Origin of the sequence: Parabacteroides chongii (assembly GCF_029581355.1) — a bacterium.
GTDB classification, from domain to species: Bacteria; Bacteroidota; Bacteroidia; order Bacteroidales; family Tannerellaceae; genus Parabacteroides; species Parabacteroides chongii.
Map to the genome: position 1 here is coordinate 2,614,527 of NZ_CP120849.1, position 25,854 is coordinate 2,640,380.

The 25,854-nt window shown below is 43.8% G+C and carries 12 protein-coding genes; 10 read left to right on the plus strand and 2 right to left on the minus strand.

The window, feature by feature from the left end; translation table 11 throughout:
• Positions 1 to 34: 34 nt before the first annotated feature.
• Positions 35 to 3,241, minus strand: a complete 3,207-nt coding sequence (locus tag P3L47_RS09745; RefSeq protein WP_277783478.1) for a SusC/RagA family TonB-linked outer membrane protein — start codon at positions 3,239 to 3,241, stop codon at positions 35 to 37.
• A gap of 652 nt (positions 3,242 to 3,893) precedes the next feature.
• Here P3L47_RS09745 and P3L47_RS09750 point away from each other — a divergent pair.
• On the plus strand, positions 3,894 to 5,828 hold the full coding sequence (locus P3L47_RS09750; protein WP_277783479.1) for a heparinase II/III domain-containing protein: 1,935 nt from the start codon (positions 3,894 to 3,896) through the stop codon (positions 5,826 to 5,828).
• A 7-nt stretch (positions 5,829 to 5,835) separates the two neighbouring features.
• A complete protein-coding gene (locus tag P3L47_RS09755; protein WP_277783480.1) occupies positions 5,836 to 7,041 on the plus strand; it encodes a glycoside hydrolase family 88 protein in 1,206 nt (401 codons plus the stop codon).
• A 52-nt stretch (positions 7,042 to 7,093) separates the two neighbouring features.
• On the opposite strand, the gene P3L47_RS09760 is transcribed toward P3L47_RS09755, so the two are convergent.
• Positions 7,094 to 11,125 carry a hybrid sensor histidine kinase/response regulator transcription factor gene (locus P3L47_RS09760; protein ID WP_277783481.1) on the minus strand — a complete coding sequence of 1,344 codons (4,032 nt, stop codon included), beginning with the start codon at positions 11,123 to 11,125 and terminating at the stop codon, positions 7,094 to 7,096.
• Between the two features lie 114 nt (positions 11,126 to 11,239).
• Between P3L47_RS09760 and P3L47_RS09765 the strand changes: the two genes are divergently transcribed.
• From P3L47_RS09765 to P3L47_RS09800, 8 genes are all read left to right on the plus strand, one after another.
• Positions 11,240 to 11,680 carry a DUF6078 family protein gene (locus tag P3L47_RS09765; RefSeq protein WP_277783482.1) on the plus strand — a complete coding sequence of 147 codons (441 nt, stop codon included), beginning with the start codon at positions 11,240 to 11,242 and terminating at the stop codon, positions 11,678 to 11,680.
• 708 nt (positions 11,681 to 12,388) lie between these two features.
• Positions 12,389 to 15,763, plus strand: a complete 3,375-nt coding sequence (locus P3L47_RS09770; RefSeq protein ID WP_277783483.1) for a DUF6383 domain-containing protein — start codon at positions 12,389 to 12,391, stop codon at positions 15,761 to 15,763.
• Positions 15,764 to 16,053: 290 nt separating this feature from the next.
• Entirely contained in the window at positions 16,054 to 16,641 is a 588-nt protein-coding gene (locus tag P3L47_RS09775; protein ID WP_277783484.1) for an RNA polymerase sigma-70 factor, read from the plus strand.
• Between the two features lie 65 nt (positions 16,642 to 16,706).
• Complete coding sequence (locus P3L47_RS09780; protein ID WP_277783485.1) at positions 16,707 to 17,708, plus strand: FecR family protein; 1,002 nt, start codon at positions 16,707 to 16,709, stop codon at positions 17,706 to 17,708.
• Between the two features lie 151 nt (positions 17,709 to 17,859).
• Positions 17,860 to 21,219, plus strand: coding sequence for a SusC/RagA family TonB-linked outer membrane protein (locus P3L47_RS09785; protein ID WP_277783486.1), 3,360 nt, complete (start codon positions 17,860 to 17,862; stop codon positions 21,217 to 21,219).
• Positions 21,220 to 21,232: 13 nt separating this feature from the next.
• Entirely contained in the window at positions 21,233 to 22,753 is a 1,521-nt protein-coding gene (locus tag P3L47_RS09790; protein WP_277783487.1) for a SusD/RagB family nutrient-binding outer membrane lipoprotein, read from the plus strand.
• Between the two features lie 9 nt (positions 22,754 to 22,762).
• The gene (locus P3L47_RS09795; protein WP_277783488.1) at positions 22,763 to 23,665 is read left to right on the plus strand and encodes an alkaline phosphatase family protein; all 903 of its coding nucleotides are present in this window, start codon (positions 22,763 to 22,765) and stop codon (positions 23,663 to 23,665) included.
• A gap of 184 nt (positions 23,666 to 23,849) precedes the next feature.
• On the plus strand, positions 23,850 to 25,850 hold the full coding sequence (locus tag P3L47_RS09800) for a fructose-1,6-bisphosphatase (RefSeq protein WP_277783489.1): 2,001 nt from the start codon (positions 23,850 to 23,852) through the stop codon (positions 25,848 to 25,850).
• Positions 25,851 to 25,854 lie beyond the last annotated feature (4 nt).

Below are 25,854 nucleotides of genomic sequence, written 5' to 3' on the forward strand. Positions count from 1 at the left end.
TTTGTAATTCCGTTTATAAGTTCAACAATCATGATTAGAATGTAACATTGACTCCAACGACCACCTGGCGCATGGTAGGATATTTGATACCATTTACTTCAGGGTCGTATCCTTTCCATTTCGTGAATGTAAAGAAGTTTTCCAAACTGCCGTAGAACCGGACTCTATCCATATAAGCTACTTTCGACCAGGCTGTCGGCAGCGTATATCCCAATGTGATGTTACGGATCTTCAGGTAAGACTTGTCGGTTACCCAGAAATCGGAATACTGTTCGTTCCTGGTATCGCTGTAATCCAGCAAACGGGGGTAGCTGGCGTCTGTACGTCCTTCATACCAGCGTCCGTCGATAACATCTGCATTCAACTGATATCCCTGGCGTACGGTTGTTTTATACAAGGCACTCAGATATACGTCTTTGATACCGGCCTGTCCTTGTATCAATGCGGAGAAGTCAATGCCTTTCCAGTTGAAACCGAGGTTCACACCGTAAGTGAATGTCGGGTTCTGTCCGTTGCCGATGACAGTACGGTCATCGTCATTTACCAGTCCGTCACCGTTGAGGTCCTTGTAGAGGATATCACCTTTTTGGGGAGTTCCGTAAGGGAATACCACTTTGCCTTCTACGGCGGGGTTATCCAACATGGCCTGTACGATTGCCAGGTCTTCGTCTGTCTGGATGATACGGTCTGCTTCGCGTACATATAGTGACCAGATAGGAAGACCTTCCTGCAGGATTCTAGCATCCTTGATCGTATAGTCGTCTCCTTTGAATTTATCTACGTTGTTCTTGATGTAAGTGAAGTTGAAACCGACGTTATAAGAGAAATCCTTTCCCGCCTTATCACTCCAGTTTGTAGAGAATTCGAGACCTCTGTTGGTGATCTGTGCGGAGTTCTGTTTGGGGATAGTGGCATTACCATGTACTTTCGGTGCCGGAAGGTCGATCAGGATGCCTTCTGTTCTTTTGTTAAAAAATTCGACAGATCCTGACAAGCGGTTACCTAATACATTGTAATCAAGACCGACGTTGGTAATATAAGTCGTTTCCCATGTCAGCGCGGCATTTGCGATCGCCGTCTGTGAAAGCCCCATGGCTACGGCGCGTCCCAATACATAGTTTGTTTGCGCGTACAGGGATTGCGATGTATAATTACCGTCGTTATCGCGGTTGTCACCTAATGTATTATTACCCAACGAACCGTAAGATGCACGAACCTTCAGGTTGTCCAGCCAGTTCTTGGTATTCTCCATGAAACCTTCTTCCGAAATGCGCCATGCAGCGGAGAAAGAGGGGAAGTAACCCCAGCGGTTGTCAGCCAGGAAACGTGAAGAACCGTCTGCACGCAGGTTGACTTCCAACAGATATTTGTCATCCCAACCTAGGTTGAGGCGACCGAAGAATGAACGCATGGCCCACTCGGTAACATTTCCTGTTGTGGATGATTCGCCGATAGCACCTCCGATTACGTTCAGTGACGGGTCGATCAGGTCTTTGCGGGTGCCGCTGAAATACTGGCGTTTGTACTGTTCCTGGCTACCGCCGACCATCAGGTTCGTGCTCAGGCGGTTGTCGAAGAAATTGCGTTCGTAACGGACAGTAGCATCCATAAAGTTTCTGAATGTCTTTTCGTTGTAATTCGCAATGCTGGTCTGACCTACACCATCTGTATACAAGGTATTAGTCTGAAAGTTGTACATCGGAACGAAATTCGGTTTGTTCTCCTTGAATTTATCATAGTAGTCATACGTATATGACCCCTGAATAGTCAAACCTTTCAATGGTGTCAGGACAGCATACAGACGGGTTTTTAACGTGTTAACCTGGATATTACCGGAAACGTTTCTCAGACGGTTATACGGGTTGTTCGTTGCATTCTGAGGGTCATCTTCCGCATTGGCATTGATACCCAGCCGGTTCTGATCATCCAGATAAGCGATTCCCGGGTTACCACCTGTCAGTCCATAGGTATAGATATCATCTATATTATCGCTGACCGGTGTTGTGTTAGAGGTGTATCCGCTCAGGTTTACCCCGATCTTCAACCAGTCTTTTACCTGTGAGTCGACATTGGCACGCAGACTGAAACGTTCGAAACCACAGTTTTCCAGGATACCCGGGTTGTTCAGATAGTTGAAAGAGGTGTAATAGGTGATCTTTTCCGAACCTCCGGATGCGGAGATATTGTGCTGGTGGGAAACACCTGTTTCATACACATCGAAAATACTGTTGTTCGGATATGCCAAATAGTTCGGCATCCCGTATTCGTTCAGGCCGTTCGGGTCTTTGGACTTTTCACGCCAGAGGTTGATCACATTATCGGAGAATGGTTTGGGCTTGTTGCTGTTTGCCATCCCTTCATTCAGATATTCCATGTAATTGGCGTAATCGGAAACGACTTCATACGGCTGGTCCAGTGTCTGGAATGATACGTAGCCTGTATAATCCAGTTTCATTTTGCCGGATTTACCTTGTTTAGTCGTGATCAGAATAACACCGTTGGCAGCACGTGAACCGTAGATGGCAGAAGAGGCCGCATCTTTCAATACGCTGACTGTTTCTACATCCTGTGGGCTTACACTGTTTAACGTTCCTTCCACCCCATCAATGATAACCAGCGGCGAAGAGTTGTTCAATGTTCCCTGGCCACGTACCTTAATATCCGCATCGCCGTTATTGGACGGAAGGTTGTTGCTGGATGTAATCTGAACACCGGGTGCAGTACCCGCCAATGCTGTAGAGATATTGGTCAACGGACGACTCTCAGCCATTTCACTGACATTTACCGAAGTCACGGAACCGGACATGTTCACTTTCTTCTGCGTACCGTAACCAACCACAACCACTTCATCCAATGCCTGTGAGTCTTCGGTGAGTTTGATATTAAAGGTTTTTTGGTTATTTACCGGAAGCTGTTGTTCTTTATATCCGATAAATGTGATAACCAGAATAGAGTTGGGGGCTACATCCAGTGTGAAATTACCATCCATGTCGGTAATTGTACCATTGGTAGTTCCCTTTTCGATAACATTTGCTCCGGCAATCGGGCCGAATGCATCCTGTACCACTCCTTTGATGGTTTGTTTCGCCTGTTGTGGCGATGTTACTGCTGTACTAGGTCCTGTGGGCCTCAATAATTCAACAGAAGGATTCGCCGACATCTCGCTTACGGATGTAAGGAACATGGTTGTTCCCAAAAACAGCGCCTTCGATACGTGAAAGTGAGTAAAATCTTTAGTCATAATAACACCAGATTTAGTTAATAATTAGATAATAGTTTTCTCATTTGTAATTGTCATTTTTCGTTTTCTATATTCCATATGTCTACTTGATATCAAGTAGGAGCATAGTTCGTATAGAACTATGGTCTATGCTGGTTGGCGAACAGAGAAAACTTGAATTTTAAAGTGTGCTTGACGTTTTAAAAACCATGGGAGATAATATTGAATAAATGAGTAACTTAACAGTAGGATAAACTGAAAGATAATACTTATGAAAACCTATTTTTGAGGGATAAAGATCCTTCCTATTGCTGCTGTGGCATTGATAAATGCTTCTTATGATATGGAATAGATAATGAATGATGTGTTTAAAATTGTCAAAACCTTGTTTTGCTATGGAACTACAACTCAGTGTAAATTAAGTGTATGTGTTTTTAACGAATAATAATTGGACAATTAGTGCACTATGAATGGATAAAATTGTACATATATTAAAATAATTAACATTTATATTTGCAGTGTTTTGGCATTAGTTCTATACGAACTACGACTATGAGAAAACCCGTTAAAACCTCCCTTTTGGACGATTGGGGCACATGAATTGGATAAATAATCCTGTCGTTTATGGACTTTCTTTCTACTTTTGTGTATTACCATGAAACAAATGCGACTTATGAATGTATGTAAAAATGTAACTTTATTGTGCCTGTTACTACTATTAACAACCCCTGTCCATGCATATGTTGAACGGGATTTGCTACAACAGGCTGCCAATGTGGAAAAACTGGAATCTGTATTGATTCTCAACCAGGAGTGGGTGACTTACCCACTTTATACCGACCGTGTCGGTTGGGATCAGTTTCTGGGTGACTACAAGAATGATTATATCAAAAGGGGAGAGAAACAACTGAATTACGAATGGAAAGTCGTAAAAGCTACCGATTATATAGAATATGAACGTAGCGGCAACCGGCGGATTATGGAAGATCCTTTCGGCAGTAATAATACCGCCCTTGCCGATCTGTTGATGGCAGAACTGGCTGAAGGAAAAGGCCGTTTTATCGACCAGCTTATCAATGGTGTGTACCAATCCTGTGAAATGACTTCCTGGGTTTTGTCCGCCCATTTGAGCGCACAGCATTCGAAAAGGTCTTTGCCGGACTATAAAGAACACGTGATCGACCTAACTTCCGGTGATTTGGGATCGTTGCTTTCATGGACTTACTACTTCTTCCACTCCGAGTTTGACAAGGTAAATCCGGTTATCTCCGAACGCTTGCGCCATGAGTTGCAGGAACGTATTCTCGACACCTATATGAAAGAAGATCGTTTCTGGTGGATGGCTTTCCACTATAAGCCGGGAGCTTTGGTAAACAACTGGAATCCGTGGTGTAACTCGAATGTCCTGCAATGTTTTCTGTTATTGGAAAATGATAAAGAAACGTTGGCAAAAGCCGTTTACCGTACGATGGTTTCTGTCGATAAATTCATCAACTATACCCATTCCGACGGGGCTTGCGAAGAAGGCCCTTCCTATTGGGGACATGCTGCCGGAAAGATGTATGACTATCTACAATTATTATATGACGGAACAGGTGGTAAGATCAGTCTGTTCGACCAGCCGATGATCAGGAACATGGGCGAATACATTGCCCGTTCATACGTAGGGAACGGCTGGGTGGTGAACTTTGCCGATGCTTCCGCCAAAGGGGGAGGAGATGCACCGATCATCTTCCGCTATGGAAAAGCAGTGGGCAGCGATGTGATGATGCAGTATGCTGCTTATCTCAGCAGCCTGTCGAAGCAGAAAGCCCCTTCTTCCGGACGGGATATATTCCGCACATTGCAAAGTATTCTTTATGCCAAAGACATGGAGCAGGTAAAACCTGTCTACGAATCGCCCGCTTATACTTGGTACCCGGAAACAGAGTTCTGTTATATGACAAATAAATCCGGTCTTTTCTTCGCTGCCAAGGGAGGCTATAATAATGAAAGTCATAATCACAACGATGCCGGAACTTTCTCGCTCTACCTGCATACGACTCCGGTCTTTATCGATGCCGGCGTAGGAACGTATACCCGCCAGACGTTCAGCAGCGAACGATATACGATCTGGACCATGCAAAGCAACTATCATAACTTACCGATGATAAACGGTGTACCCCAATCATTCGGAGCAAAATATAAAGCAACGGACGTCTCTTTCAATCCGAAAAGCAGTGCGTTCTCAGCCAACATCGCTACTGCTTACCCCGAAGAAGCCGGAGTCAATAAGTGGCTTCGTTCCTATACGTTGGGCAAAGGAGAATTGAAGATCAAAGACACATTCACTTTGAATGAGTTGAAAGACTTCAACCGCGTCAACTTCCTGACCTGGGGGCAAGTGGATATTGCCACTCCCGGGGTAGTCGCTATCGAAGTGAATGGCGAAAAGGTTAACCTGCAATACGACAAAAACAGTTTTACTCCTTCACTCGAGACTATTACGCTGGATGATCCGCGTTTATCCAATGTGTGGGGAAAAGAGATATACCGCCTTTCTTTGACGGCAAAGAAGAAAGCCCTCTCCGGAACGTATGTGTACACAATCAAACAAAACAATAAATAAAGAAAGAATGAAAAATTGGATCGCTCTTGCTTTCTCCGCCTTCCTGATATCGTGCGGAGGAGCACCTAAAACAGTAGAGAAAAGCTTTGTTGACGAGAATGCCGATTTCGCTCGCGCGCAGATCGGTAAGGAAATAGAAATCATCGAAGCCAGTGGTAAATTTATGAATCCTGTCACGTTGAAAAAAGACAGTTCCGTCTATTATTGCGGTTATGCAGACTGGCGCAGCGGATTTTTCCCTGGGTCAGTGTGGTATCTGTATGAACTGACGGGCGATACGGCATTGCTTCCGCTTGCCCAGAAATATACGCTGGCAATCGAGGAAGCCAAGAACCTGACCTGGCATCATGACATCGGATTCATTATCAACTGCAGTTTCGGTAACGGTTTGCGTCTGACTGCCGATCCGTCTTATAAAGATGTGATGGTGCAGGCCGCCAAGTCATTGTCTACCCGTTTCCGTGAAGCTCCGCAGGTGATCCAGTCCTGGAATGTCGATCGTGGCTGGCAGTCGGAACGTGGCTGGGAATGTCCGGTGATCATCGATAATATGATGAACCTGGAACTGATGTTCGAAGCCACCCGTTTATCCGGCGATTCTTCTTTCTATAAAATAGCCCTGGCGCATGCCGACCGCACGCTGCAGGAACACTTCCGTCCGGATGGCAGCTGTTACCATGTGATCGATTATAGCCTGGAAGATGGTTCCGTACGTCACCGCCATACGGCACAGGGATATGCACACGAATCAGCCTGGAGCCGCGGACAAGCGTGGGCAATCTACGGTTTTGTGGTTTGCTATCGTGAAACAGGCGACCGTAAGTATCTGGATCAGGCGTTGAAGACATTCAACTTCATGAAGAATCATAAGGCAATGCCGGCTGACCTGATCCCTTACTGGGATATGGATGCACCGAATATTCCGAACGAACCGCGCGATGCCTCGGCTGCTTCCTGTATCGCTTCCGCTTTGTATGAGATCAGCACGCTGGATGTTGAGAATGCGGCAGACTATAAAACATATGCCGATAACATCATGACATCGCTGGCTTCTCCGGCTTATCGTGCGGCTTTAGGTACGAACGGCAACTTTATCCTGATGCATTCTGTGGGAAGTATTCCTCATAATTCAGAAATCGATGTTCCGTTGAACTATGCCGATTACTATTTCGTCGAAGCCCTGAAACGTAAAAAGGATATAGAAGCTAAATAGTAAATGAGATATTACTTATAAAACGGATAGGTACCCGTGCTGTAATCGGTGCCTATCCGTTTTTTATGAATGAAGTGATTTTCTTCCTGTATTCCGCCGGTGTCGTATCGAACTGTGCCTTGAAGCAACGGGTGAAATAACGGGGAGAGCCGAAGCCCAGCATATCCGATATCTCGGCTATTTGGAGATCGGGACGGTCGATCAGCAACGTTGCTGCCCGCTTCAGTTTACAATTCAGCACGAAATCATTCGGAGTCATACCGGTAAGAGCTTTGAACTTGGCATATAAAGAACTGCGGCTCAATCCCAGTTCCTTTGCCAGCGTGTTCATATCGAATTCGATGTTGTTGAGGTTCTCTTCGATGATCTTGTTTACGGCATCCATAAACTTCTGGTCGATCGGATTGCTGGCAAGCGACTGCGTATCGAAATCCCTCTGCTCATTGAATTTCTTTTGCAGGATAATACGGTTACGCACCAGGTTGTTGCAGCGGGCCAGCAACACTTTGGCATTGAACGGCTTGCTGATATAATCGTCCGCCCCGCGTTGTAACCCTTCTATGCTCTGTTCCGTCGAACTGAGTGCCGTAAGCAGGATCACCGGAATGTGACAGACATCAAAATCGTTCTTGATCTTCAGGCACATCTCCGTACCGGACATTTCCGGCATCATGATGTCGCTTACGATAATATCCGGCTTTTCACTGCGCGCAACCTCCAATCCCTCTTTCCCGTTCCGTGCCAGCAATACTTTATACATCGGCGAGAACAGGGAATGAAGTATCTGAAGCAATTCCTCGTTATCATCGACCAGCAGGACCGTATAGGTCGCATCCGTTTCAGCAAAAGATAGTTCGGGAGTGCTTTCAGGAAGCTCTGCACGGATACTTTCCGGGAGAATCTCGTTTCGTATAGCCTCGTTGTTCGGTTCAACGAACTGGCATTCGCCTTCCTTGAAATGCGTCCGCCCTTTAGGCAACCGTACGATGAAGATACTTCCGTATCCGGGCGTACTTTCCACCTGTATTTTACCGTGATGCAGTCCGATGATGCTTTTGGTGAGCGACAGTCCGATACCGGTACTCGGCTGTGGTGTATCCGGTGTCTGATTGCCCGCCTGATAAAAACGGTCGAATATCTTATCGATATCTTCCTTATTGATCCCGATTCCGTTGTCTATGATCTTGACAATGATCGTCGTTTCATCCTCTTCGATCACCATCTCGATACTCGCTCCCGGCTTGGTGTATTTGAAAGCGTTCGACAGCAGGTTATAAAAGACTTTCTGCATCTGCTTGGGATCGAACCAGCAGGGAATGTTTTCTTCTCCGGAAGTAAAAAGATAGGTTACCGAACGGCTGGAAGCATATTCATAGAACGACAGATAGATCTCTTTCAGGAACGGCACGATGTTCTGCTCGTACACCTTCAATTTGACATGCCCTTGTTCCAGTTTGCGGAAGTCCAGCAATTCGCTGATCAATGCCCTCATATTATGCGTGTTGCGATATATCTTCAACAGCTTGTTGTAGGTTGAAGGAGCCAGTGAACTGCTTTGCAGCAATAGTTCTATCTGTGAAATGATCAGCGTAAGCGGCGTGCGGAACTCGTGTGATATATTGGAGAAGAACTGTAACTTCGCCTGGTTCAGTTCCTCGATCCGTTCTTTCTCTTTCCGTTCATACTCCAGGGAAGTTCTGAGAAGCAGCTGTGATTGTTTGAAACGGAAAAAGCCAAAGATCAGACCGCCGCCAACCAGCACATATAAGATATAAAACAGAGGCGTAGCATAGAACGGCGAATGGATCGTAATCCCCATCCGGATCGTCTGCGGTTCAATCCGTGTGTCGTATTGTTTTTCGCGTACGACCAATGTATATTTGCCCGGATTAAGGTTCGTATATTGGATACTGTTGTCGTTGTTGCCGATCCATTTGCTGTCAAACCCTTCCAACATATATTCGTAAGCTGTCTCTTTCAAAGTATTGATATAGTTGTTCGAGTTGAACGCGATAATGAGATTGTTCTGATTATGGTTCAAGTGGAGCTCCTGGGTATAAGGCAGTGCTTCGGATAAAATACGTGTCGGGTCTTTAGGCGAAACCAACTCGTTATTCACATAAAGTTCGGAGAAATACAACTGATAATCTTTGGCGGGACGGAACATATCCTGTTCGAAGAACGTACTCAAACCGTCTATGCCTCCGACAAATATCTCGCCGTTGTCACATACCAGAAGTCCGCACCCTTTATTGATTCCCGACAGAGGAAGCGCCGTGCCGAGTTCGACCACTTTGAACAGTTCCTGCTCCGGATCGAAGAAAGAGAGCCCTTTATCACCGGAAATAATCAGATAACCCTGCTGTGAGTCTTGTATCTCGTAGCAATAGTTACTGAGGATCAGGCTGTTTTCCGTAGTATATCCTTTGAATTTATTCTTTTGCCGATCATATAAATATAAGCCGGCCCCATGCGTTCCAAACCATATATTTCCTTTTTTGTCTTCACGGATAGTCGAGATAGGCTGATCTCCCAGCCCGTCCTGTCCGCAACGGAAGACGGTTTTATCCTCTTCATTGTTCAGATTGATCTTATAGATAATCTTACCGGAAGTTATCCAGATGTAATCGTTCGAGTCGATTGTGAAGCTGTGGTTGCCGTATTGTTTGCCGCTGGGAAATATCGGTGTGAGCTGCTCCGTGTCGAGATCCATCTTGACACTTCCCCACTGGGTCAGGAATATCAGGTATTTATCTTTCCATATCTGCATTTGGTTGATACGGTCGCCTGCCACTACTGCATACGAAGGAGTTTCAAAATAAGGGTTTCTGAATCGTCTGCGGGGAATATCGAAAATGGACAGTCCGCCGGTGTGCGTACCGATATACAGCTTGTTGCGTTTGGCGCTGTAGGCTATATCTTTCAGGTTGTCGTGTGCGATGGAGTTCTTATCCGGGTCGGCCATGAAATAGGTGAATGTCTTCTTTTCCCGGTCGAAGAGGTTCAGTCCGCCGCCTTCGGTGCAGATCCAGATATTCTCGTCTTTATCTTCCACCATATGTCCGACAAAGGGGAAACTGACACAGTCGTTTCTGGACTTATCCGCCGTATAAAAGGTAAACAGATCCATTTCGGGATTGAAATAATGGACACCTCCGTAATAAGTCCCCAGCCAGATACTTCCCTGCTGGTCTTTGAAAACCGGAAAGACGGAAGAGTGGGCGAGGCTGCCCGGAAGATTGTCGCGGGTATAGACCTGGAAATGACCGTTATGCGGATTGTATTTGTTCAGTCCCGTGAAAGTGCCTATCCAGAGATTTCCGAAGTTATCTTCCACAATCCCTCTGACCTGGTTGCTGGAGATATTGTTTGCTTTCGTCGGGTCATAGCGGAAACGTTCGAAGTTACCGGAAGGTTCCCTTTTATAAAGTCCGTTCATTCGTGCCGAGATCCACAGGTTGGCATGCGAATCTTCGAACAGGGCATAGATATCTTCGCTCGGAATGATACAGTTCAACGGTTTATCCTTTTCTCTCATGTATAACCCGGCATTCGTCCCGACCCAGCATTGTTTCTGCGAATCGACGAGGATACGGGTGGCATGCTGGTAACGAAACTCCAGCTTGAACTGGAACTGAAGCTCTTTCTTTTGCGGCTCCCAGGTGAAGACAGAATCCGCTATCCCGACCCAGAGTTGTTCGTCGCCAAATGCAACGGCTGTGACTATCGATCGTTCCAGGCAGGTAAACTCCTGCGTATGCAGGCTGTATTGTATGAGCGCATTATCGGACGTGAAGTAGATATTTCCCTGCTGGTCTCCGGTTATGAAATTGATGCTGTTGCCGATCGTAGTCTCTTTGTCCGTCCCGCTTTTCAGCGTGGGTTTGTGTGAGGTGACACGGACACCGTCAAAAACGCTCAGTCCTTCTTCCGTTCCGAACCACATGCGCCCCAGTTCATCCTGGTAGATGGACATTACGGAAAGTTGGGAAAGCCCTTCTTTCATCCCGATATGTTTAAAATAGATAGGGAAGGCGTAAGAAAGGACATGCAGGAAGATGAATAGTATGATCGTTTTTCTCATGGCTTTTGCACTATTTGTAGGCGAAGATAGGGATAAAATCCGAAACTATTTTATAGGATGACGAGTATAATGTGCTATCTTTGTAAATCATGGTATCCGTAAAATCTATAAATTATGAAAGCTGATTTCAATTATGCTGATTTTCCTGCTACTTTCGCTCATTGCTTCAATGAACAGTGCCGGCGTGGCGATAGTTGCTTACGACATCAAATGGCTCTTCGTGTTCCAAAGGAGCGCGCTGGCTTGTATATAATCAATCCCGGTTACCTGGAATCCCTTTCCGGCGAGACCTGTCGTTTCTTCCTGCTCGATCAGCCCCAGCGGTTTGCGATAGGCATAACCGGCTTGTTCGATGACCTTCCCGTCCGCAAAGCCAATATCATCAAAGGTCAAATAATGAGCTATATGGGGCGTTCTAACTTTTACCGTTGTAAACGGAAGGAGCGTATGGTCAAACCCAAAGAGCAGGCTTATATCAAAAAGCTGTTTCTCCGTCAAGATATCGAGGATGAACCGAAATATGACGAATACCGGGAGTATTACGATTTGGGTTAATGCCTGATAATTAGTATATTCCAGTTTCATTGTTTTTTCATGGAATGGAATTTTTGTTTCATATAATATGGAATAAAAGTTCCATATATTATATAACTAAAGTTTCGCAATATATGGAACTTTAGTTCCGTAATATATAGAACTCTGGTTCCATAATATGTAGAACTTTTATTATAATATGTGGGGTAAACTTTGATGGATGAATGTAGGATGAATGATGAACCTTTTGGTCGTGAAAAGTCTTTTCATCGGTGGTTTTGTGCATGAAAATGCGAAAATTCGTAATAATCGCATTTGAGAAGCTCCAGGTATATAATAATATTAATGTACGTGCGCGTACATTATATATAGTAAGACTGAAACCTATAAAAAGAAAATAATTGATTTATGCCTTTGTGGAGTATGATAATTAAAGACTAGAAGGCGAAAAATGAATGACTAATTTTAACGTCCCTTTTTTCTAGTCACAAAATTACGACAATATTTTTAACCGGCAATCTTTTCTTGTTTATTTTTTCCTGTTCCTATTTCCTTTCTTATCAACACGATAGCAAAGTCTGTACGAACTTCGCCCTTTTGATTACGAACTCTCAAAAAATGACTAGAAAAAAGGGACGTTTAAATTAGTCACTCGATGTCGGACGAGGTTTAAACGCTTATTGAAAAGAACTTTTATATACACTATTATTAATATTAAATTTATTGATTATGAACAAAAAGTTTTCTACTCTTGTGGCCAGTCTCCTGCTGGCCGGAGCTTGGACAACAGCGGATGCCGAACTGGTGAAGGTGACACCGCAAGCTGGCGGAACTTATCTGGTTGGTACGACTGTAAATGAAGCTGACGGTAAAATAACAAATTTATTACAAACAGCGAATCTTCACTCTACAGATGCAACTGTCAGTGCGATGTCTGATGCCTGGATTTTAACACCTACAAAAACTGCAGACAATAAAGATTGTTTTTATTTAACTGCTACGACCAACTATGTTGGACTGCATTTGTCATTTGTTTTGAGTAATAGTAGTGATGGTTATACTGGTTATTCGAACGAGGCAGGTGCTGCTCCTATCAAATTTATTTATAAAGGAGATAAATTGGTAGTAGCAGAGAATACGAGTGCTACTGGTGGTGCTGGTTTTGAAAAAGATGAAGAATTAGTGCTGACAGCGGGTGGTCGTGTGACTGTAACTAATACAGGTAATCCAACTTTGGAAGGAACTAAGCTTGCTTTTGCCATCTATAATGATGACGTAACTGTATTGAGTTCTTTGAGCGAGTTGAACAACCCTCTTGCTTTACAGACTTCTTTTAATGCTGACGAATATTATGTTATCGCTGCAGATAAAGATAATCTGTTATATGATGATGGTAATGGTGCACTTACTACACCAGCAAATTCAACTGTGACTGAAGCCAATTTGGACAACTATCTGTGGAAAATCTCAACAGGTAAGGCGGCTGATGGTGTAACAACTACTTACACTTTCGAAAATAGAAAGAGTGGCAAGAAGGCTGTAATAAGCAACATAGATAAATTTATCGTAAATGGTTCTGCTGCCTCTTTTACTTTGGCTTTGAATGCTGATGATAAATTGACTGCTGATTTGGCTACAGGTGCTGCTGCCGAATTCGGTATCTACAAATCACCGATCGTACAGGCTAAAGCTGATAAACTGAACGCTTTGTTGGTGAACGGTTTCAATATGACAATCAAAAGAGCCAAAGGTGACAATACGCTTGTTAAAGGTGTAGGTGCATTCGGTGGTAAGTTAAAAGCTGAAGGAGCAACTACTGCTGCAACTCGCTTCCAGTTGATAGACGATGACAAGTATGTTGTATTGAATAAGAAAGCTGATTGGAATAACGGTAACATTGGTGCTAACGATAGAGGTTATAAGTTCGAATTGGTTACAAAAGAAGCTTTGGAAGCAGATGCTGCTAAAGATAAAAACTATTTGTCTTGGTTTGAATTCAATCAATATGCAGGTAACACGAAGAAAGAACTCTATACCGTAGATGTATTTGCTGATAACGCAGTAACCACAACAAGTGAATTCGGTAGCCTGTTCGTTACTTCATTGAATGGTCAGGTATGTTTGACAACGACTAATGGTTTGGTTGATGCTACTAAAGAAGGATGGCCGTATATCGTATTGGCTGCCGACAACATTGTTAAACCGGAAGACATCTTGGCAGATGCTTACTTCACAATCACAAAGTTGGGTAAAGAAGGTGAAGAAGATCAAATCTTCGCTGTTACTGGTTGTGGTGACGCACATGGTTGGGTTGAATCAGTAGGTAACCAGCTGGAAGCTCAATGGGCTGTGACTTACAATGAAGAAACAGAAGAGTACACGCTGACTAACCGCGAAAACACAGCTGCTACAGTTACATACGGTAAAGACGGTTTACGTCAGAATGCAGATGCGGAAGAAAACGTTTATACAGACGGTACAAACGATTACCTGATCAAGACTGTTCCTGTTGATGCAAGCGATATCTACTACAAATACCTGGGTGATGTAGTTGAAAAGACATTCGTGATGGCACACCACTCTGGTGTATACGATCTGGATGCTTGGTTCACTATGGATGAAGATGGTTATGTCTTAATCGATAAAGACAAAGATAATGCCCTTGAAATCAAAGCAACTAACGGTAAAGTAGCTAAGAAAGATACTGCAGAAGTGAAAACTGCTGTAAACTTCTACAAAGACGGTAAACTTGAAAAGAAAGAATATACTTTGAAAGTACCTGTTTACAAGTTCGCTGTAGGTGATAATAAGTTAGGTTTGAGTAACGATAAGTATCAGTTTGATGCAGATGCAGATGTTTTTGCTATCCGTAAAGATGGCGACTACTGGAACTTACGTACAGTTGAAGTTGCTGGTGATGGTGTGGTGACAATGGAATGTGGTAAAGTTTGGGCCAGTACATCTGATGCTGCTGCAGGTTATCTGAAGTACACAGGTAATTTGTATTCTGAAACAACTAACGACTTGTTCGTGGTTGAAGAAAACAATCGTCCGGTTTATCGTCGTCTGGGTGCTACTATCGAAAACGATGGATTCACAGGTAAGGTAGATACAGCTAAGTTCTATCGTACAAATGATGTAACTAGCTATTATCTGTATGAAAACACAATGAACCGTAATACTCAGGGTGGCAAACGTAGTCTGAACTTCTTAGGTGAATCTCATCTGAACGACCTGCCTGAAACTGCTGCTCTTCCGTTCTTGGTGGATACGGCTTATGTACGTAATGAAACAACTAAACCGTTGTACATGTTGGCTGTACGCGATGCTGAATGGGTAGAAGGAACTCCGTTCAAACCGTGTGACAAGGAAGATAATCATGGTTACGATGAAAACGGTAATGCATTGACTGCAGAACAGTGTCCGCATGCAACTCCGGCTGTTCCGGGTTACCGTAAGGCTGACTACCTGGTTGTTCTGTCTGACTCTGTTGATGTAAAATCAAAAGTTGATGTAAAATACAAAGGCTATACTCGTTTGGCATTTGTTCCGGCAACTCACTTCGAAAACGATACATTGGTAATCGAAAGCTCTGAATTCACTAACAAGAAGAAAGAAGCTTACAAAGACTCTTTGAGCATCGTTGACAAAGATGGTTACGCTCAGATGAATGCTGCTACATTCGCATTCCGTTTGGTTAATCCGGCTGATGCAGAAGAAGGTGGTGAAGGTGATTTCTACATCGAAACAATCGCTGAAAACAAAGAAGGCAAACTGACAACTCATTATGTACACGTATTGAACTCTGTTCCTGTATTGGTTGAAGATATCAAACAGGCTGCTCCGTTCAATATCGAAAGTGCAGAAAAAGAAGCTGCTACAGCTAACGATGAAATCAATGCAGAAGCTATCTCTGTTATCGCCGGTAACGGTTCTGTAACAGTGAAGGGTGCTGAAGGCAAGAACGTAGTAATCACTAACGTACTTGGTCAGACAATTGCTAATACAGTAATCACTTCTGACGAAGCTACAATCTCTGCTCCTGCAGGTATCGTTGTAGTTGCTGTTGAAGGCGAAGCCGCTGTAAAAGCAATCGTAAAATAAGCAATTATTTAAAATCAAATAATTCTAAATTGTTTACCGCGCGTCGTAGGGGCGGTTCGTGAACCGCCCTCTGATAATTACCCTGCGACAGGCGAACAAGCGGTAAATATTAATACTAAAGTAATGAAATAAAGTTCTTCTGTTCCGACCTCTGTGAAGAGCGAAGACAGACCAAAAACAAGCCCCGGGAGATACGTCTTCCGGGGCTTTGTACTTAAATGATTGATACTATGACATTGAAAATAAAATGTTTTGATTAATTTTGCCTATCCTTATTGAGAGAGAGATACGTGGAATATTATGAAAAACAAATAATACGAGGAGTAAAGGAGGGCGATGAAAATGCTTTCCGTAGTCTTTATGACAATTACTATCATCGTCTTTTCTGTATTTCCCGGCAATATCTGCAAGATGATTTTCTGGCGGAAACGATTGTCTCAGATGTCTTTTTTCACCTTTGGGAAACCCGTAAGACACTGGATATACAAATATCCCTGAATGCGTATCTGATACGTATGGTTCGTAACTTCTCTTTGAATTATCTGCAGAAGAATTATGTGGAGAAAGAAGTCAGCCTGAACGGTCTCGATATCACTTCCCCTTTGTTATTCCTATCGGACGAATATCCGTTGGGACGTTTGCTGGAAAAGGAAATGTCAGAGAAACTCCATGAAGAAATAAACCGGCTTCCTAAAGAAACACGTCAGGTATTTATCCTCAGTCGCCTGGAAGAACTGAAACATGAGGAGATAGCCGAACGTCTGGGCATATCCGTTAATACCGTCAAATACCATATTAAGCAAGCTCTGTCTATTTTGCGGGATCGTCTAAAAGATTATCAGTTAGTGCTTTTAGCCTGCCTGATGAAAATATTTTGAAAAAAGTAACTATTCTGACTACCCCATTTCCTCCCTTTTCTTGTCTACCTTATAACAACATAAAAATGAATAATACAGAGAATACATATTACCCGGATGAACTGATCGCAGCTTATTTGAATAATGAGTTGAATAAAGAACAGCGCATTGAACTGGAAAAATGGGTGGCAGCCGATGCCGCTCATAAACAATATTTTTATGAAATGACCGAAATATGGCTGGCAGCTAACGCTACCGCCGGCAGCAAGGAAGAAAGCGAACGGGCGTTTCAACATTTCCGGGGAAGAATATCAACTCCTCGAAAAGGGCAAAGATTCTCATTGCGTTTTATCAGGATCGCTGCGGCTGTTTTTGCCGGTATGCTGTTGTTGGGAACAGGTTATTATCTGGGCAATCAGCCTTTGGATCATTCTGCTCTTTATGCCATGCAGACAGTCGAAGTGCCGATGGGATCGCGTAGCCGTATCGTGATGGAAGACGGAACGGTCGTTTGGCTGAATGCCGGAAGTAAATTGAGCTACAACTCCGCTTTTTCCCATAAAGACAGGAATGTGCAGTTGGAAGGGGAAGGTTACTTTGAAGTGGCTCATAATAAGAAGTTGCCTTTTATTGTGCGTACCAGCGATATAGATGTGAAAGTTTTGGGAACCCGTTTCAATGTAAAAGCCTACGGTGATGAGGAAAATATCGAGGTTATCCTGGCTGAAGGTTCAGTAAATTTGTTGAGCCGGAATAATCAGATTGAACCCTTGACCATGAAACCTGAACAACAGGCTATTTATCATAAGGAATGCGGTCATATAGAGATACGGAAAGTATCGGCTTCACAGGCAGATAACTGGACGACCGGTGCTCATTTCTTCAATGAGTTGACCTTGGAAGAAATAGTGAGACAGCTGGAAAAGGCGTTTGATGTCACTTTCATCTTCAGAAATGAAGAAAAGAAATACCTGACATTCTACGGTGATTTCCGTAATGACGATTCATTGGAAGATATCCTGATGATCATGTCGAGCAGTGGTAAATTCAGGTACAGGAAAACAGATAATGTGATAGAGCTCTATTAAATAAATACAGTATTAACTTTAAAAAAGGAAAGGAGAATAGATATAGAAAATTGAGATCGTGGATAAAAAGCGAATCGGAAAATGTTGGTACCATTTCCCGATTCAGATAGTCGTTAAACTAATTTGTTATTAAAAACAACAATACAAAATTATGGAAAACATTCCTTTTGAGAAAATCAGAGCAACATTATTTGCTCATAAAAAATCATTATTTATCACAGGCTTATGTACTGTACTTATAATAGGTAACGGACAATCTGCTTTCGCGGCACTGCCCCAAGAAAAGAAAATAACCTTGAATGTCCGGAATATTACAGTGAAAGATGCAATAGAAACCATAAAAAAACAGAGTGGTTATTCTTTTTTCATCGATACGAAAGAGGTACAACTGCATAAACAAATCAGCATTAATCTGACAGGTAAATCTATTTCTGAAGTGTTGGATATTATATTCAGCGATCAGCCTGTCAAATATGAGATTAAAGGAAGGCATGTCATTGTAACCGGAAAGGATATATTGGTTCCGGGAGAGAATGTGGCAAAAGACATCCGGATTTCAGGTGTTGTAAAAGATGAGCTGGGAGAACCTGTTTCCGGCGCCAATGTGTTAGTGAAAGGCCGGACGCTGGGAACTATAACCGATATGGATGGCCGCTATTCCCTGAATGTTCCGGCTAAATCGGTATTGGTGGTAACATTTATCGGTTATAAGACGAAAGAAGTGCCGGTAGGCAAACAGTCTGTGATAAATGTCACTTTATCAGAAGATGCCGAATTGCTTGATGAAGTTGTTGTGACGGCATTGGGTATCAAACGTGAGGAGAAAGCGTTGGGATATTCTGTCCAGAAAGTAGGAGGTGAACGCCTGGCTGCCGTAAAAACAGTGGATGTTGCTACTGCCTTAACTGGTAAAATTGCAGGTCTGAATGTGAAGAACAGTACGGAATTTAATACGACTCCGGATTTGTCTCTGCGTGGAGAGAACCCATTGCTGGTTATAGATGGAGTACCTTATGGTAATATGAAACTACAGGATGTAGCTTCCGATGATATTGAATCCGTAGACGTTCTGAAAGGAGCTACGGCTTCAGCTCTTTATGGAGCCCGGGGATCTTCCGGAGCTATTATGGTGACGACTAAAAGAGGTTCGGAGGATGGACTGAATATTTCGATAAACAGCAACACGATGTTCAATGCTGGTTATTTGAAGTTTCCGGAGGTACAGTCTTCCTATAGTGGCGGACAGGGCGGCAAATATAATCCGACAGACTTTGTCTGGGGGGATAAGCTCGACATAGGTCGTACGGCTCTTCAATATGATCCTTATACCTTTGAATGGCGTGAGATGCCGTTGACATCAAAAGGAAAAGACAACCTGAAGAATTTCCAGGAAACAGGATTTGTAACCAACAATAACGTGAGCGTTACACAAAAAGGGAAGTACGGCAGTTTCCGTACATCACTGACTCATGTTTACAATAAAGGTCAGTGGCCGAATGCTAAGTTGAATAAGATAACGTATACGGCTGCCGGGAATATGAATTATAAAGGATTTAACCTGGACGCCAGTATTACTTACAATAAGCGTTTTTCTCCCCAGGGAACCGGTACCGGATACGGAGGTCTTGGCTATATCTATAATCTGTTGGTGTGGACAGGACCAGAATGGGATATCCGCGATTATAAGAACTATTGGCGTGTAAAGGATCAGGAACAGAACTGGTATAATGACACCTACTATAATAATCCTTATTACATTGCAAATGAGATCATCGCTTCAAGTGATTTCGATAAAGTGAATGGTTTTGTTTCCGGTAGCTATGAAATTACTCCCTGGTTGAAAGCGACATTAAGATCCGGCCTGGATGTTTATTCCACCCGTAAGGAATGGCGTAACCCGATCGGAGCCTACGGCGCATGGGATAAAAAGGGATATTATGAACTGCAAACACCAAACGGTTATAGCATTAATACAGACTTTATGTTGATGGCTGACCACAAGTTCGGGGATTTTTCATTGGATGGCTTTGTCGGAGGTAATATCTATTTCTATCAGGATAACACACATACCAGTACAACAAAGAACGGTTTACTGGTTCCCGGGTTTTATTCTTTGAATGCTTCGGTCGATCCTCCCGGAACTTCTGCCGGCATGAAAAAGAAACAGACAAACAGTTTATTTGCCAAAGCATCCGTAGCCTGGAAGAGCACTTTATTTCTGGATGTAACCGGACGTAACGACTGGTCGTCTTCTTTACCATCCGAAACCCGTTCGTATTTTTATCCGTCGGTGGCTGGTAGTGTCGTCCTTTCCGAGTTTATCCCGATGCCGTCTTTTATCGACTTTTGGAAAGTGAGAGGTTCCTGGACTATGTCGAAAGCCGACACCGATGTGTATGCTACCAATAACACGTATTCCATCTCTACAAATACCTGGGATGATATGACCAGTGCGTCTTATCCTTCTACGATCCGGGGTAAATCTGTCAAGCCGAGTACATCCAAGTCGTATGAATTGGGTACAATGCTGACATTCTTTGGCAAACGGCTGGTTTTGGATGCCGCTTATTATAATAAATATTACTATAACCGGATTGTGAACGCAACACTTAGTGCATCTACCGGATTTAGTAATACGCAGGTAAACTCTAAAGAAGAATATGTAAGACGAGGTTTCGAGATACAATTAAGCGGTGATATTATAAAGAGTAAAGATTGGGCTTGGAGTTCTACATTTAACTGGGCACTGGACAGACAGTATTATGCTAAACTGGACCCGGATTTTTCGTCTAAGAAACCTTGGATAGAGGAGGGGGCTCGTACAGATCATGTGACTTATGCCGATTACGAATATGACAAAGACGGCAATATGATCCATGAAGCCGGTTATCCGTTGTTGAGCAAGTATTCGACTCATCATGGTTTTTCAGGTCCTGACTGGATCTGGGGATGGGTCAATACAGTTTCTTATAAAGATATTACGTTGAGTTTTACGATTGACGGTCGTGTAGGAGGTGTCGCTTATTCCTGGACAAATCAGTCTTTGTGGAATACGGGAGCCCATATCGAAAGCGACAATCATTGGCGTTATGATGAAGTTGTGAATGGGAAAAAGAATTACATCGGACAAGGGGTAAAAGTGGTTTCCGGTACGGTTCAGTATGATTCGGATGGAAACATCACGTTCGACGACCGTGTGTTTGCTCCTAATGATGTGGAAGTATCTTATGAACAATATGTCCGAGAGTATCATGCCAATGCTTATTCCGGAAGGCCTCAGAACTACTTTAAGCAGACCTTTTTCAAGTTGAGGGATCTGTCGCTTACTTATCAGATGCCAAAATCATTGTGCGAAAAGGTACGGTTGAAAGGTGCGACTATCGGTTTGGTTGGGCAGAATTTGTTGATTTGGACGAAAGAGTTTAAGTATGCTGACCCGGATGTTGGAGGTGATAATCTGAATGCACCTTCTACCCGTTTGCTCGGTTTCAATATTAAGTTGGATTTATAATAAAGATCAGACAATGAAGAAATATATAAAATTAGCGGCTTGCCTGCTATCTGCTATAATCTTTATGGCATCCTGTGGTAATTTTGATGAGATAAACACAAATCCGGATGTACCGACCCGTGTCTCGTCTGAGATGCTGGCAACCGGAGGTATTAAAAGCATGCTTTCGAATTCTACGGGAAAAGGCTTTCTTTATAACTGCATGGCCAGTAAATATATGGCTTGGGGAGAAGGTTCTGAAAGTTATGTTTTCAATGGTTGGGGGCGTACTGGCTTGGGTGACTACCATACCATCATAAATATGCAGAAAATGGTTGAATTGGCTGAAGAGAAAGACTTGGCTGCTTATTCGGGACTGGCGAAGTTTGTCAAGGCTTATAAGCTGTTCTGGTCGTCCATGGATCTGGGAGATATTCCTTATAGCGATGCTTTAAAGGGAGAAGAAAGTGTTTTGAAACCTAAGTATGATACCCAGAAGGAGGTGATGCGCCAGGTGCTTGAGGATCTGGAAGCATCATACGACTTCTTTTCTAATGCAAACGATTTTAAAGGCGATCCTTTTGTTGGCGGAAGTGTTGAAAAGTGGCGGAAAATCGTTAGCACTTTCCAGCTTCAGGTATTGATGTCGTTATCGAAGAAAGCAGACGATGCCGATTTGAAAGTGAAGGAACGTTTTGCCCGTATTGTCAGTTCATCGGCCTTGATGGCGTCGAACGACGATAACTTCCAGATGGTCTATTCCGATAAGGCGGGACAATTATATCCATTCAACGATAACATGTACTCGAAGAATCCGATGGTCTCTTCTTTCCTTATCGACATGATGAAAGAGCAGCAGGACTATCGTCTATTCTATTATGCAAAGCCGAGTGAGGCTCAGTTGAAGGCCGGAGTGGCAGCAGACAATTGGGATGTGTTTGTGGGTACTGATGTCAGAGAGGATTTCTCTGTTCATAAACCTTTATACATTGCAGGTCAATTTTCTTGTGTAAACGATCGCTACAATTATTACCGGCCAGGTGAACCTGTGATACGTCTGGGATATTCGCAACTGAATTTTATTCTGGCGGAAGCGGTAGTGAGAGGGTGGATTGCTGGTGATGCTTCAACCTATTACAAGCAAGGAATCAAAGCGAGTATGGATTTCATCGTGAAATATACCCCGGATGAGAATATCTATCACCAGGGACGGAAAATGACTCAGGAAGTTATTAACGACTTTCTAGCCCAACCCTCCATACAGTTGACCGGAGATAAGGAAGGTGATATTGAAAAGATTATTACACAGCGTTATATTTCGAGCTTTATGCAATACCCATGGGATGCTTATTTCGAATATCGCAGAACCGGATATCCGAAGTTACCGATAAATCCGGCAACCAGCTTGAACACCAATGCAAAGGATAAAATACCGGTACGCTGGATGTATTCTACGGATGAATATTCCTATAATAAAGAGAATGTGGAAGAAGCCGTGGCACGCCAGTATGGAGGAAATGATGAAGTGAATCAATTAATGTGGATTTTAAAATAATAGGTTATTATGAAACAGTATCGGTTTTTATTGTTGGTGATTTGTGCTTTCCTGTGTGTCAATGTTTCTTATGGTGCAAAATGGAAAGCAAAACATGTTGTACTGATAGGACTTGACGGTTGGGGAGCCTATAGTGTGGAAAAGGCGGATATACCGAATATAAAGAAATTGATGGCCGACGGTTCTTATACGTTGAAGAAACGTAGTGTATTGCCTTCGTCGAGTGCAGTGAACTGGGCTTCCATGTTTATGGGAGCGGGACCGGAGCTTCACGGATACACGGAGTGGGGATCACAGAAGCCTGAACTTCCTTCACGTGAGATCGGCCATTACGGTATTTTTCCTTCTGTATGGGGACTGTTCCGGGATGCGAATCCCGATGCCGAGATGGGCTATATCTATGAATGGGACGGTATGAAATATCTGGCTGAAATGCAGGCGATGAATAAGGATATAAATATCGCTCCTTCCGAAACGAATCCACGTGGCTGTACGGATGCGGCTGTCGGTTATATCAAAGAAAAACACCCGGCTTTTGTGGGGATCATCTTTGAGCAGCCTGACGGAACAGGTCATGGGGACGGACATGATACACCGGCTTATTACACTAAAATGAAAGAACTGGACGGATATATCGGTGAGATTATACAAGCTGTAAGTGATGCCGGTATGCTGGATGAAACAATCTTTATCGTAACAGCCGATCATGGCGGTATCAATAAGGGACATGGCGGAAAGACCATGCGGGAAATGGAAACGCCTTTCATTATTTCCGGCAAGGGAGTGAAGAAAGGATATGAGTTCACGGAAAGCATGATGCAGTTTGATGTCGCTTCTACCATTGCTTATATCTTTAACCTGAAACAGCCCCAGGTCTGGATCGGCAGACCGATGAAACAGGTTTTTAAATAAGATAAATGCTGCTAAAAGCAGATTAGAAAGAACAGATAATAGTCTGTCGGTGAATCGGTAGTTACCTGTTGATAAAACGGTAACTATCGATTTTTTATTTTCAGGTAATGCCTAATAATAGAATTGGGATAGCTTGTCTGCTTGTATTTGTTTATCTTTGCAGTCTAAAAGCTTGTAAACATTTATGACGAAAGATATAACACCCGAATATGTGCTTGGTGACTTGCGTTATCTGCAATTACTGGCACGTAGTTTTCCTACCATTGCAGATGCGAGTACGGAGATCATCAATCTGGAAGCGATCCTGAATCTGCCGAAAGGAACGGAACATTTCATGTCCGATATCCACGGCGAGCACCAGGCCTTTAACCATGTCCTGAAAAATGCTTCCGGGGCAATCAAGCGTAAAGTGAATGAGATATTCAGCAATACGCTGCGCGATTATGAAAAGAAAGAATTGTGTACACTGATCTATTATCCGGAGCAGAAACTGGAGCTGGTCAAATGCAAGGAATCCGATCTGGATGACTGGTTCCTGATCACGCTGAACCAACTGGTGCGGGTGTGCCGGAATGTATCTTCCAAATATACCCGTTCGAAAGTGCGTAAGGCGCTTCCGAAGGAGTTTTCTTATATCATTCAGGAACTATTGCACGAGTCGTCGGACGAGCCCAACAAATCGGCTTATGTCGACCAGATCATCAAAACGATCATCTCGACCGGGCGTGCTAAAGACTTCATCATCGCCATGTGTAACCTGATACAGCGGCTGACGATCGATGTCCTGCATGTGATCGGCGATATATACGACCGTGGTCCGGGTGCCCATATCATCATGGATACACTTTGCGACTACCATCATTTCGATATCCAGTGGGGAAACCACGATGTCCTGTGGATGGGGGCGGCCTCGGGGAATGCAGGCAGCATTGCCAATGTGATCCGTATGTGTCTGCGCTTCGGAAACCTGACAACCCTGGAGGACGGCTACGGTATCAACCTGTTGCCGCTGGCTACCTTTGCGATGGATACGTATGGGGACGATCCCTGCGAACTGTTTATGCCGAAAAGCAACGGCTCCGATACGGTGTTCGATGAGAAGACCACCCGGCTGATCTCACAGATGCACAAGGCGATTACAATCATTCAGTTCAAGCTGGAGGGTGAAATCATCCGCCGCCGTCCCGAGTTCGAGATGGACGACCGCCTGTTGCTTCACCATATCGACCTGAAACGGGGCGTCATCAATCTAGATGGGAAAGAATACGAGCTGAAAGACAAGAACTGGCCTACGCTCAACCCGAAAGATCCTTACGCCTTGTCTATCGAGGAAGAAGACCTGATCCGCCGGATACAGCATTCGTTCGAATACAGTGAAAAACTGAAAAAACATATGCGCTGCCTTTTCCGTCATGGTAGCATGTATCAGGTTTGTAATTCGAATCTTTTGTTCCATGCTTCTGTACCGATGAATACCGACGGTACACTGAAGAGCGTTCGTGTCAATGGGCAGGAGTATAAAGGGAAGGCTTTGCTGGATAAGGTCGACCAGTTGATCCGTACGGCTTATTTCGATTCGGAGGATTCTCCGGAGAAGGATTTCGCACTGGATTATATCTGGTATCTTTGGGGAGGAAAAGACTCTCCGCTGTTCGATAAGAGCAAGATGGCGACTTTCGAACGTGCCTTTATCGACGATAAAGAGGTGCAGAAGGAGGAGAAAGGGGCTTATTATACCTTGCGTGAAGAAGAAAAGATATGCGACATGTTGCTGGATGAGTTTGGTGTGACGGGCGTACATCGCCATATCATCAACGGCCATGTGCCGGTACGTTCCATCCAGGGAGAAAATCCGATCAAGGCGAACGGGAAACTGTTGGTGATCGACGGAGGCTTCTCAAAGGCGTATCATCCGGAGACGGGTATTGCCGGTTATACGCTGGTTTACCACTCCCGCGGTTTCCAGCTGGTACAGCACGAACCGTTCCTGTCTACCGACCAGGCAATCAAGGAAGGCCGTGATATCCGTTCCACAACTATTGTAGTTGAGCTGAGTTCCCATCGTCAGATGGTAAAAGATACTGACAAGGGAGCCGACCTGCAACGCCAGATCCAGGATCTGGAAAAACTACTGTATGCCTACCGTAACGGTTTCATCAAGGAGAAGGAACGTAGTGAGTATTGATTCT

What these genes read in the sequence shown, in the direction of transcription:
- P3L47_RS09745 (WP_277783478.1), bottom strand. Translation starts at nt 3,241, where the DNA reads ATGACTAAAGATTTTACTCACTTTCACGTATCGAAGGCGCTGTTTTTG.
- P3L47_RS09750 (WP_277783479.1), top strand. Translation starts at nt 3,894, where the DNA reads ATGAATGTATGTAAAAATGTAACTTTATTGTGCCTGTTACTACTATTA.
- P3L47_RS09755 (WP_277783480.1), top strand. Translation starts at nt 5,836, where the DNA reads ATGAAAAATTGGATCGCTCTTGCTTTCTCCGCCTTCCTGATATCGTGC.
- P3L47_RS09760 (WP_277783481.1), bottom strand. Translation starts at nt 11,125, where the DNA reads ATGAGAAAAACGATCATACTATTCATCTTCCTGCATGTCCTTTCTTAC.
- P3L47_RS09765 (WP_277783482.1), top strand. Translation starts at nt 11,240, where the DNA reads ATGAAAGCTGATTTCAATTATGCTGATTTTCCTGCTACTTTCGCTCAT.
- P3L47_RS09770 (WP_277783483.1), top strand. Translation starts at nt 12,389, where the DNA reads ATGAACAAAAAGTTTTCTACTCTTGTGGCCAGTCTCCTGCTGGCCGGA.
- P3L47_RS09780 (WP_277783485.1), top strand. Translation starts at nt 16,707, where the DNA reads ATGAATAATACAGAGAATACATATTACCCGGATGAACTGATCGCAGCT.
- P3L47_RS09785 (WP_277783486.1), top strand. Translation starts at nt 17,860, where the DNA reads ATGGAAAACATTCCTTTTGAGAAAATCAGAGCAACATTATTTGCTCAT.
- P3L47_RS09790 (WP_277783487.1), top strand. Translation starts at nt 21,233, where the DNA reads ATGAAGAAATATATAAAATTAGCGGCTTGCCTGCTATCTGCTATAATC.
- P3L47_RS09795 (WP_277783488.1), top strand. Translation starts at nt 22,763, where the DNA reads ATGAAACAGTATCGGTTTTTATTGTTGGTGATTTGTGCTTTCCTGTGT.
- P3L47_RS09800 (WP_277783489.1), top strand. Translation starts at nt 23,850, where the DNA reads ATGACGAAAGATATAACACCCGAATATGTGCTTGGTGACTTGCGTTAT.